We start from the raw sequence: 10,980 nt of genomic DNA on the forward strand, positions 1-10,980 counted from the left end.
TTCACCTCACAAAAGGTGTTCCGGGAAGAAATACACCGCTTCTTCAGCGAAATATTACCGGGACTTGCCGGGGTTCTGGCGAGTCGTATTAATGACAACTTCCAGACGCTGAAAAATGCAACTTCAAGTTAATCGGGTATATATAGGAAATATAATTGGTTAAACTCTTCCAGAAAATTAATCAGTTCAGTTAATTTAATATACCAGTACAGAATATATTGTTATCATATCTTACAGGCATGCTTTTCTTGATTGTTGGAAGTAACGATTATAAACCTGAAAAATAAACACAAAGGCGAGTATTTTACAGAACGGCTTGCCATTGCTCCAATATTTTATTCCTCCCCTCCGGCCATGGTTTTACATTATCCTATCCTTGCAGAGGCGACATTAAACTTTTCTAAAACATTATGTGTATAATAACTTGGTTATTCGCTCAATTGCACATAATATTATATGACCTCCTGAATATTTTCATTGTTTAACAAACTCATCACTTAGTTTCTCCTAACAGTGAAATTACATTTTTTATTCCCGTGCCATAATCAGTGTCAAGAAAACCCAAGAGCATCAAATAATATCCGGAATTTTATTTTTGGTACAGATTAAAAACCTCATCACTTGCATCGAAATATGAATAAAAATCAAGATATCATATTTTACCTTCATAACAAGAGTAACCCCTCAATATATATCATATTATCGGCCAGTATTCTTACATCATTGTTATCCGTTTTTATCCGACCAGCTTGATGGTTTTATTTTTCTTCCTGTGTTCAATAGATACAACTTCTAATACTTAATTTCCTTTTAACAACCCTCGCTACGGTTGAAAATAATAGATATTTCATCAACGTATTTAGAATGATAATTGCGTATTTTTTTTGAATGTTTTTAGATATTATCCCAGAACCGTTCAGTGCGTTGTTCAATCTCTGTGAGATAATATTCATTATATCTTCGATAAAAAATTAATCACCTTTAGTTACAATATTAAAATTAAATATTATCTATGCGGTAATATTCCCTATATCAAACATAATTTAAAAAACCCTAATAAACTAATTATAAATTTAATTTATTTATATATTTCAAATTATCATAAAGCACACCTTGACTGTTCAACAATTATGGAATTATCATTGTTCGAATATTATGGTACATTTAGTTTTTCATTATTATTCAGTGACATATATGCATTCTTTTATAATGATTTGTTTTTACTCTGTTTATGACTTTAAAGGATTGAGCTAATGTTACGTCGTTTATGGCCGCTTTCGTTAGGTGCATTCGCGCTTGGTCTTGACGCTTATGTACTGGCTGGATTACTTCCAGAAATGGCCAAAGAGCTGCATACCAGTCAGGCCAGAGTCGGATTAGGGGTAGCAATATTTACTGCCGCCTATGCCGTTTCTGCTCCGCTGCTGGCGTCTTTCGCGTCCAGATACTCAACGCGCTTTGCGCTTTTGAGCGGACTTTTGCTCTTTAGTATCGGTAACGTGGTGACTATGTTGGCTCCGTCCTTGTCTGTTTTGCTTATCGCCCGACTGATCGCGGGCGTAGGGGCTGGTTTGTACTCTCCGGTCGCATCTTCCAGCGCGGCAGGAATGGTTGATGAAAGCCAAAAAGGGAGGGCTTTGTCACTGGTTTTAGCCGGACTAAGCATGGGGACAGCACTTGGCGTACCAATTGGGCTGTTAATTGAACATGGGTTTGGCTGGCGGTGGACGATTGGTCTGATCACTAGCCTTGGTATCATTGCGACCATCAGCATAATCTGCCGCCGCTCAGATGAATTCCCATTTCTTCCGACCATTCCCTGGCGAGAGCGCTTTGCCTCTCTGCGTACCCGGTTCCCATTATTGACTTTGGTTGTCACATTGTGGACCGGCGTTGCCTCGTTGGGACTCTATACCTATATAGCGGAAGTGTGTTTCGAGCGTGGATTTAGCCCGTACGTAGACGGCCTTATCTGGCTGTGGGGACTCGGAGGAATGGTGGGAGCTCTGCTTATTGGCCGTATTCTCGACAAATATTTATCACCGCCAAGGGCTACACTAGCTTTGCTGGTAAGCCTTGGCATTGGCTTTCTGCTCTTCGGTTATGCTCCTCTGCCTGCGGCAATGGTGGGATGTTTCATTTGGGGATTATCAGGCTGGGCGAGCGTGGCTCCCCAACAACATGCCCTTGTAACACATTCTCCTGAGCATTCAACTTCATTGATCGCATGGAATTCATCGATCAACTATCTTGGGAGCGCTATTGGAGTAGCGATCGGTTCCGCAGCGTTGACTACACAATTATCTGCATATTGGTTGCCCATGGGGGCACTGCTGGTTGTCGTCATTGCTGCAATATCTCATGTTGTGAAAATGCTAACCCCGCCAGTTTACATTTAACCCAGAGTTCATCGTTATAGTTCAGATGCAAACAAGGTGAAATAGTTATACGGAGGGAAATATGTATCAGGAACAACTCAGTGAAAAATTAAATGCATTGAAAAAAGCAGGCCAATATCGGAATTTTGTTACCCTAAGCAGGATCTGCGGAAAATATCCTTTAGCTCGTCTACAATGCGAAGATGATGAACCAGTGACGGTATGGTGCAGTAATGATTATCTCGGTATGTCACAACATCCGGTTGTGAGAAAGGCTATGCATAACGCTATTGATACTTATGGCGCGGGGGCTGGTGGTTCCCGTAACATTGGCGGGACTCACGAGTTATTTTTTGAACTGGAGAAAAGTCTTGCCGACTGGCACAATAAAGAAGCTGCACTGTGGTATTCCCCACTGGTTTTAGCTCTAATGACGCAACATTGCAGTGCCTGCTTCGGTTGCTCAACGATAGCGTTGTGATCAGCGACCAATTCAACCATGCATCGATAATTAATGGTGTCCGTTCAACTCGAAATGAAAGAAAAATATTTCGACATAATGATCTACAGCATCTGGAAGAAATACTTTCCGCTTACCCCATAAATCGACAAAAAATAATTATTTTCGAATCCATATATTCTATGGATGGAGATAGAGCACCGATCGTAGGAATAGTTTCTCTTGCGAAGAAATATAACGCAATAACCTATCTGGATGAAGTTCACGCAGTTGGCATGTATGGCCACCGAGGGGCCGGACTCGCTGCGGAACTGGGGGTGTCAGATCAAGTTGATATTATTCAGGGAACCATGGCTAAAGCCATAGGGGTTATTGGTGGTTATATTGCTTCTACAAAAGAATTGGTTGACGCTATCCGTTCCTTTGCAACAGGTTTTATATTTACAACCGCTCTGCCTCCAGCAGTAGTTGCTGGATGTTATGCCAGCATTGAATATCTTAAAAATCATGAAACTGAAAGAACTGCTTTGCATGAGAAAACAAAGAATCTTAGAGCAAAATTAGCCGAGTTGAGTATTCCCGTAATGGAATGTTCAACTACACATGTCCTTCCTGTACTAATTGGTGATGCAATAAAATGCAAATCGGCAGCAGAAAGATTGCTTTCTGTCTATCATGTTTATTTGCAACCGATAAATTACCCTTCCGTACCTGTCGGTACTGAGAGATTCAGAGTAAATGTTACACCGAATCATAGCGAACCCCAGATTGCCCACCTGGCATCATCATTACATGAAGTTTTTGATTATTTTGACATCCCGCTGAAAAACTCTCACTCGTTGGCAGAGGTATCATGAATGTCATCCCATACGTATTTGGTCAGTCCCGCTGCCGAAAAGGATATTGAAGATCTGGTGGCATTAAGATCATATATTCTCGAAGGTGATTCTAATGGCAGTTATGTCAGTCATGATGTGGAAGACAGCATACAATGGCGTATTGCTTACAGGAAATGGTTAAATCAGGTTTTAGAAACTGACGATAACATCAGAGTACTGATAGCAAAGAATGATGGAGTCGCTGTTGGTTGCGCTACCGGTATTATTGATCGGCGTGCGCCTGCAAGAGACTGTATTTTTGGATTTAGTGGATGGGTTCAATCTGTTGTAGTGGCGCCGCCCTGGCGGCGCCATGGTATTGCCCGACAATTGATGCTTAACCTTTTTGATTGGTTCACCTCAAAAAGAGTTTCTAAAATAGTTCTGGAAGCGACACATGAAGCGGAATCATTCTATGAAAGTCTCGAATTTATAAGAAGTCCGGAAAATTTATTTTTCAGAGAGGATATAAAATCATGAGGATTCTTATCGTTGGTCTGGGGTATGCCGGACAGCGTTACTGGCGCGCTTTCGATTACTTAGCTAAAAAAATGGCCTTTGATTTGGAAATTGCTTATGTAGGAATGAAACGTCGGGATAACTCATTACTCTATTTTAATTCAGTATCGTCAGCAATAAGCTCTTTTCAGCCAGAAATCACCATCATTAGTGTCAATGATAATAGCCACATAGAAATATTAGAAAAACTAAAGAATTATACTGGCTTTATTATTTGTGAAAAACCTTTGGCTGTACCTGGGGATGAATGGCAGAGTGTGTGTACTAATTTGAAAAAAATAAAAGGATTTGCATTAGATCTTGTCGAGAGGTATTCGGAAGCAACAAAAATACTCAGAGATAAAATTCAGAAAGAAAAATGGTTTCTTGTTCGGGGAAACTTCTATTGGGGAAAAGATCGATTAAACGATTATCGACCAACCTGTGGCGTCACGAGTGAAGTTATTCATGCTCTGGACTTGATCAGTTGGATTTGCTCTTCTCAAGATACTGTTAAATTAGAAAATGTTCTCGGAGTTCGCTCCGATTTCTCAATTTCCGGTGCCGGTGTACTGGATACCGTCCTGTTGACAGCTCAACTCGGAGATGCTTCTGTCACCGGCTACAGTAGTTTTGTTAATATCCAGCGCCAGAGAAATGTGGATTTTTCATTCGTTGATCTCTCTGGGTGTATTATTCACTCTCGCATTATCTATGATACCCCACAGTGGGATCATGATCACTTAAAAATATGGACACGTGATAAAAATGGGAAAGAAATAATCATAGCCGAACATGTTGTTGAAAAAAACAAATCCGGGCTAAAAACATTGTATAAACTTTCCGTATTTTGTGAAGAGGTTTTACGCTTTGTCGCCTTTGACACTCCGCCATCGCAACCTTTCGCAGAACTTTCAACTGCCATGTCATTACAAACATTGCTCGATGAAATTAACCAAAAAACTGAAATTACGGCCTCAGTACGTTATATATATAATTCGGACAGATTATTAATTTCAGAAGACGCCGACCTGGAGAGCCTTGGCTAAATAGTGAAAGATCATCCACACAGGAAAAGCGATGACCATAGAATCTGACGCAACCGCATGGATAAACTGACAGAGCGAATAAAAAAATGCCATGATAACATCAATATGCATCAAGTTCTGGAGCAAGGATAGCATCCAGCAAGCCGGGAAACTTCGTATCAAGCAAGTCCCGGCGGAGACTTATCCAGCAATTTCGCCCTTCTGGTTGGGTTATGGTAACGCCAGCTTCACGCAAAATACGAGTATGATGGGTAATTGTCGATTTGGGCATACCAGGCCCTAAATCCAGACTGTTGACCTTTCCTTGCGAGGCCAAAATATGCAACATGGAAAGACGAACAGGGTCGCTCAGCGCAAACAGAACCCGAGGTAAGCTGACATCTTCAATCTCAGGGTGGACATATATACGGGCCATTCAACGTTTTCTCCTGAAATATAACCATTATAGTTATTTAAACAAAAAACAGTCAACAACACTTTCACACCAATAATTTTACTTATTTGTACGTCAGATTTCCACTCTATTTTCCAGCCTGTAATATTGAATTTCCCATGTCTGTACACTTTTCTGCCGTAGAAAAACGCAGTCAATTACAGACTTGCATCATTTTGTTCTCCAGAAACTTACAAACTTCTCCAGATATTCTTTAGGGCACCTGCTCTTTTCTTATGAAAAATAAAATATTCAATTCATTATTAATGGTCCTTATCGAAGGAGATGTATTATGTCAAATAATAACACAGGCCTGTACACCTCAAAAATAAAACCAGACTGGGTAACCATACGAGAGGCTATAGGGATAATTAACAGATTAATGAATGAAAAGATAACAGATAGTGATATTTATCGCCATGCTTTATATGGACATATTCACCTCTCCATCTATTTCCAGTCACCAGTTATTTTACGTAAAATACGGGTATCGAAAAATAAACTAAAATTACGGCCAATAGAGGACTCATTCATTAATCAGCTTTGCCTCCTTGATCGAAATAGTTTTCTTGGTGGGCGAAAGCTGATTTTCAGTACCGAAGGAAGATACTTTACGCTCGCAAAACGGATTATTGACACATCATTAGCCGGATACGAGTATGTCATGGTACAGCGTTTACTCGCCCGCACCCTGAATATACCATCACCCGTTATCGGTGCGAATGAAATAAATCATGGCATCACTGTTACTCTTTCAGGAGAAATATTTCAGGCATTCGAAAAAATGACATGGCAGGAAAGAATAAAACAGCAGGGCATGCGACTATCTACAAATACGTCCTCTGTTATTGATAACAATATTCGTCAATTGAGGATAAAGGAATACTGTCAAGTAGGTTATTTTCCACTCTATGACTTGCCGCGGGATGCTTGCTTTGTAATACGGCGTGCTGAACTTGAGAAATTAATCAACGTGCCAGCGCAAAACAAACAGGCTTCTCCATCTTCTACACGAATATCTACGCCATTATCCCGTCTGTTCTGGCTGGCCTGCAAGCATAATGAGGTCATTAGTCCGTTAATCCGGCAGCCTTACAAGCTACTGTCCATTTTTGAGCAATGGGCTTCTGATGACGGTATTACTGATCGTCTGAGCGGCGACACGCTGAAAAATGCACTGGAGCGGGGTTCTCCTTCTTTTACATCCTTATCTCACTAACCGAGTATTTATCCCTCCCTATACATAACCCGAATTAAGGATCTACTAATCCTTAATTCGGGCCCATCAACTTTCTTTGCACCTTCCACTGTGTTTTTTTGTTGCCTTCGGACCTAACCGGTTATTTCCACCACAGGAGAAAACGATGACAGCACATCAGTTATTACGTCTGAAACAGGTTGAGGAAAAAACGGGGCTAAAACGCTCACAAATCTACCTGTATATGAAAAATGGCATGTTCCCTCATTCAATTAAGATTGGCCCTTCCAGCGTGGCCTGGCTTGAATCAGAAATTGATGAGTGGATCAACGTCAAATTAGTTGACCGCCAGGGATAAATAATCGTGAACGATGATGAATACGTTTTGTGAAGAGTTCTTTCATCTGACTTCGGTTTGATTTTTATTATTTGTTCGCTTGTTTTTTTCTGAAATATAGCGTGAGGAGACGTCAGGATGATCCCGTCACTGAATTACGCCGTCTTAACCGGCGCTTTAAATGCTCTTAAGGAGGGCGATATTCGTCACTGTGAGTCTCTGGGATTCACGTTTGACGAAATGAACACTCTTAATCTGTTATCGCTTGATGAACTGTTTATGGTCAGCCGGGCTGCGGCTCCCTTTGTGTCCGTCAGTATCCGCCATGATTTTTTGCTTCATTTACTGGCGCTGGCCCACCAGGAGCACAAACGACATGAGCAGATTAACCGGGCGATCCGGCTGGGCGGATCGATAGCCCTGCTTAACCAGTATTTTGGCCTCACCTCCAACGACATCTGTCTTCGTCGCAGGTTACTGGGCGTCAGTGTGCCTTATGGCCGGACACCTGAACCGGATGAAGAGACCGATGCGGTTATCTGGCGGCAATGGCAAAAGTGCCGGGTGGAAAATCTGGCCTCCCCGGAAGCGCTGGATGCCATGATGCAGGTCACTGAAACGCTGTTATCGCAGACGCAAGGGCTGCCACTCACCACTGTCTGGAAGCGGATCACCCTTTGCGAGCAGGAAGCCGCCAGCAAGAGGGCATCGCATGCCGGATGAAATCGACCGCGATCAGGAATTTAATGAGCAGCGGCTGGAAGAGATGATTGAACAGAACCGTTTTAAACCGGGAGCAACGCCATCATTATTTCACTGCCGTTTATGCGGTAAATCTATTCCTGAAAAACGACGTCAGATGCTGCCGGGTATCACAACCTGTACCAAATGTCAGGAAAAGCTTGAACGCCGCCGACGTTAATTTTACCGGTAAGACGTGGGGAGTTTTCTCTCCACGTCTTTATATTTATTTTTAAATAAAAATGATGCCTTAATTCTGCATCTCTCCACTTGCTTCCGCATCATTAATTCTACGTCGAAAAACTCTTTTATTTTCATTTTCACTTTCCCGTTCAGAAATCAATTTCTCTCCTTCATCCTGAAAGCGCCGTCACCCAGTGGCTGAACTGTTGGGCGTTATCGTCCGGGCCGGGTATCGCTCTTTAAAAATATGGAACGGGCTGTCACATAACCACAATTCAGGGTGCCGCTGAATGTTCTCGCTGACCCGTTAAAACCGGAATGCAGGATCGGGATGTGATCGAAGAGCGTATTTTCAACCGTTTTAATGAAAGAGGGTAAATCATGAGAAAACCCGATTATTACGCATATGTTGCCCAGGAAAGTCAGCCGGATACTCAGGGCGAGAAAAATACGTACTGGACAAAAGTCGGCGTTGCCTTTGCTCACCACGGTAAAGCCGGTCTGAATATTGTCCTGACGCTCGGTATTGCCGTCTCCGGCAAACTGGTCCTGCTGGAACCCCGCGAGGAAAACAGTCCGTCGCAGAGTACGGATCCTGTCGAAACCGCATAGTAACCCCTTTAATTCTGACTCCACAGCATGCAGCGTCAACAGCCCCTGCATGCTGCCTGCTTTCTGAGGCCATCATGCTTTCCACCACTGCCTTTCTGGCGGCGGCCATGCAGTGCGCCGCCAGCATTCATCCGTCCACGGCACTCGACGTGGCACGGGTGGAATCCGGTTTTAACCCGTATGCCATCGCCGAGATAGTCCCGAAGCCCGGAAGCTTTTCCGGCGATAAACACGTTATTTCTCATCTGCCAGCCAGCCGGGAAGAGGCAGAGCGTATTCTCCGCCGCCTGAGGACACAGGACCACCGTTACTCTGTCGGGCTGATGCAAATCACCAGCACCAATTTCCTTCACTACGGCGTGACGGCTTCTGATCTACTTGATCCCTGCACCAACCTGTCTGTTTTTGAACGCATCCTCAGCGACTGCTACCGCCGTGGCGGTTCCCTGAAAAGAGCGCTGAGCTGCTATTACTCGGGCAATTTCCGTACCGGGCAACAGCCGGAAGCGGCGTTTTCCGGAACGAGCTATGTCCAGCGGATCGGCTATGCTCCGGGATCCACCCTCTATGCCGTCCCCGGCACCCGCGAGGACAAATCAGCGGCTGGCTTTTACCCGAAAGCCTTTCCTGCCGGTGATGCTTCCCGTCCCCGCGTGATCTGGCCGGGCGCTGTCGTCCGTGGCGTCCCCGCAAACCTCCGTCAGAAAAACATCACCACCGCACAACTCTCCCCGCCGTCAGTGCGCCGGAGTCTCCCGCAGCCACCCCGTAAGGAGGAAGAATAATGAGGCTTTTCCGCAAGCTAAAGACGGCAGTCCGCGCAGTGTCTGCCAGTGCGCTGCCCGCGTTCTCTGTCACCCCGGCGTTTGCCGACGGTTTTCAGCGCGCAAATACCGTGATGGAAAAAGTCTCCACCGGCCTTCATGGTCTGGCGGCCATCACCATCACCGTGGCCGTGATCTGGGTGGGTTACAAGACGCTCTGGAAAGGCGAGAGCCTGTCCCAGTGCGCCTACATCATCATCGGCGGGATCCTGATTGGCGGGGGCAGTGAGATCGGCGCGCTGCTGATGAGCTGAGGGGGCATCCATGGCAAAGCTGCTCAAGGCAATGAAACGCCCGGCGGCACTGTGGGGGGTGCCGATGGTGCCCCTGCTGGGTGTTACGGGGTTCACCATCATCGTCGCTGTCTGGACTTCCGTCGCTTTCCTTGCCCTGCTCCCGGTTGAATTTCTGGTGATGAAGTCGCTCACCCGGAATGAACCCATGCGGTTCAGCCTGATTGCCGTATGGCTCAGGGCAAGAGGAAAACCGGCAGCAAACCGTCTTTTTGGCGCAACAGCGTTTATGCCCGTTGAACATGATGCTGTTGATATCACGGAGTTTCTCAACGCCATGAAACTGAATCAGTGTGCCACACTCAGAAAGTACATTCCGTATTCATCGCATATTCATCAGCATGTTGTCCGCTCCCCAAACAGTGACCTCTACTGTACCTGGGAACTGACGGGCACCCCGTTCGACTGCGAGTCAGAAGACACGCTCAGTACCGACCGGAACCAGTTGCACGGGCTTATCCGCTCATTTGAAGGGATGCCGGTCACCTTTTATATCCACAATGTGCGGGAGCCGTTCACGGACTCGCTGCACAAGACGTCCGGCAACCCTTACGCCGATGACATCAGCCGTCTCTATTATGCCTCGCTGGCGGCTGACCCGTTTCGCCGCAACCGCCTGTTCCTGACTGTCTGCTACCGCCCGTTTGTCCGCCTGGAGAAGGCCGGGCGCAGACGCATGAAAGACGGTCATAAACTGAAAGAGCTTGATGCTGCGCTGCGGGAAATGCTGGAAATCAAAGGCTCGCTCGATACCGCACTGTCACGCTATGCTGCACGTCCTCTTGGCACCTTCACCGAAGGCAACACGGTATTCTCCTCCCAGTTAGCCTTTTATGAGTACCTGCTGACGCACCAGTGGCGCAGGGTGCGCGTCACCCGCACTTCTGCGTATTCGGTGATGGGATCGGCGGCGCTGTTCTTTTCGGCGGAGTCCGGGCAGATAAACCACACCAGCGGCACGCACTATTTCCGGGGGCTGGAAGTGAAGGAGTTCCCGGAGGAGACGGCGACAGGGATGATGGACTCGCTGCTGTACGCCCCCTGCGATTATGTGATCACACAGTCCTACACCTGCATGTCACGCGAGGAGGCCCGG

14 protein-coding genes and 1 pseudogene are annotated in these 10,980 nt (G+C 45.4%); 14 read left to right on the forward strand and 1 reads right to left on the reverse strand.

Annotated features, from left to right (window positions below; genetic code table 11):
- From FCN80_RS27075 to FCN80_RS24475, 6 genes and pseudogenes are all read left to right on the forward strand, one after another.
- Window positions 1-132 (forward strand): annotated as a pseudogene (locus FCN80_RS27075) (IS630 family transposase); the annotation flags it as partial.
- A gap of 1,121 nt (window positions 133-1,253) precedes the next feature.
- Complete coding sequence (locus FCN80_RS24460; RefSeq protein WP_136992938.1) at window positions 1,254-2,399, forward strand: MFS transporter; 1,146 nt, start codon at window positions 1,254-1,256, stop codon at window positions 2,397-2,399.
- 61 nt (window positions 2,400-2,460) lie between these two features.
- Window positions 2,461-2,859 (forward strand): aminotransferase class I/II-fold pyridoxal phosphate-dependent enzyme, encoded by a 399-nt coding sequence (locus tag FCN80_RS27320; protein WP_306767931.1) that lies wholly within the window; start codon window positions 2,461-2,463, stop codon window positions 2,857-2,859.
- Complete coding sequence (gene hemA, locus FCN80_RS24465; protein ID WP_306767932.1) at window positions 2,781-3,695, forward strand: 5-aminolevulinate synthase; 915 nt, start codon at window positions 2,781-2,783, stop codon at window positions 3,693-3,695. Before FCN80_RS27320 ends, hemA begins: the two co-directional genes overlap by 79 nt.
- Complete coding sequence (locus tag FCN80_RS24470; RefSeq protein ID WP_136992939.1) at window positions 3,696-4,196, forward strand: GNAT family N-acetyltransferase; 501 nt, start codon at window positions 3,696-3,698, stop codon at window positions 4,194-4,196. It abuts the gene before it with no gap.
- On the forward strand, window positions 4,193-5,263 hold the full coding sequence (locus FCN80_RS24475; RefSeq protein WP_136992940.1) for a Gfo/Idh/MocA family oxidoreductase: 1,071 nt from the start codon (window positions 4,193-4,195) through the stop codon (window positions 5,261-5,263). The genes FCN80_RS24470 and FCN80_RS24475 overlap by 4 nt, the downstream gene beginning before the upstream one ends.
- A gap of 100 nt (window positions 5,264-5,363) precedes the next feature.
- On the opposite strand, the gene FCN80_RS24480 is transcribed toward FCN80_RS24475, so the two are convergent.
- Window positions 5,364-5,678 carry an ArsR/SmtB family transcription factor gene (locus tag FCN80_RS24480; protein ID WP_136992941.1) on the reverse strand — a complete coding sequence of 105 codons (315 nt, stop codon included), beginning with the start codon at window positions 5,676-5,678 and terminating at the stop codon, window positions 5,364-5,366.
- Between the two features lie 310 nt (window positions 5,679-5,988).
- Between FCN80_RS24480 and FCN80_RS24485 the strand changes: the two genes are divergently transcribed.
- From FCN80_RS24485 to FCN80_RS24520, 8 genes are all read left to right on the forward strand, one after another.
- Window positions 5,989-6,915, forward strand: coding sequence for a hypothetical protein (locus FCN80_RS24485; RefSeq protein WP_136992942.1), 927 nt, complete (start codon window positions 5,989-5,991; stop codon window positions 6,913-6,915).
- 145 nt (window positions 6,916-7,060) lie between these two features.
- Window positions 7,061-7,252: an AlpA family transcriptional regulator gene (locus tag FCN80_RS24490; protein ID WP_136992943.1), complete on the forward strand. Its 192-nt coding sequence runs from the start codon at window positions 7,061-7,063 to the stop codon at window positions 7,250-7,252.
- Window positions 7,253-7,369: 117 nt separating this feature from the next.
- Window positions 7,370-7,954 (forward strand): DUF2857 domain-containing protein, encoded by a 585-nt coding sequence (locus tag FCN80_RS24495; RefSeq protein ID WP_136992944.1) that lies wholly within the window; start codon window positions 7,370-7,372, stop codon window positions 7,952-7,954.
- Complete coding sequence (locus FCN80_RS24500; RefSeq protein WP_136992945.1) at window positions 7,944-8,153, forward strand: TraR/DksA family transcriptional regulator; 210 nt, start codon at window positions 7,944-7,946, stop codon at window positions 8,151-8,153. The genes FCN80_RS24495 and FCN80_RS24500 overlap by 11 nt, the downstream gene beginning before the upstream one ends.
- 383 nt (window positions 8,154-8,536) lie before the next feature.
- Window positions 8,537-8,767, forward strand: coding sequence for a hypothetical protein (locus FCN80_RS24505; protein WP_136992946.1), 231 nt, complete (start codon window positions 8,537-8,539; stop codon window positions 8,765-8,767).
- Window positions 8,768-8,841: 74 nt separating this feature from the next.
- Window positions 8,842-9,552, forward strand: coding sequence for a lytic transglycosylase domain-containing protein (locus FCN80_RS24510; RefSeq protein WP_136992947.1), 711 nt, complete (start codon window positions 8,842-8,844; stop codon window positions 9,550-9,552).
- Complete coding sequence (locus FCN80_RS24515; RefSeq protein ID WP_136992948.1) at window positions 9,552-9,845, forward strand: TrbC/VirB2 family protein; 294 nt, start codon at window positions 9,552-9,554, stop codon at window positions 9,843-9,845. Before FCN80_RS24510 ends, FCN80_RS24515 begins: the two co-directional genes overlap by 1 nt.
- Window positions 9,846-9,855: 10 nt before the next feature.
- On the forward strand, window positions 9,856-10,980 hold a 1,125-nt coding region (locus FCN80_RS24520; protein WP_170975513.1), incomplete at its 3' end, for a VirB4 family type IV secretion/conjugal transfer ATPase.

The sequence above is a fragment of the Martelella alba genome (genome assembly GCF_005217455.1).
In the GTDB taxonomy this organism is placed as follows: Bacteria; Pseudomonadota; Gammaproteobacteria; order Enterobacterales; family Enterobacteriaceae; genus Acerihabitans.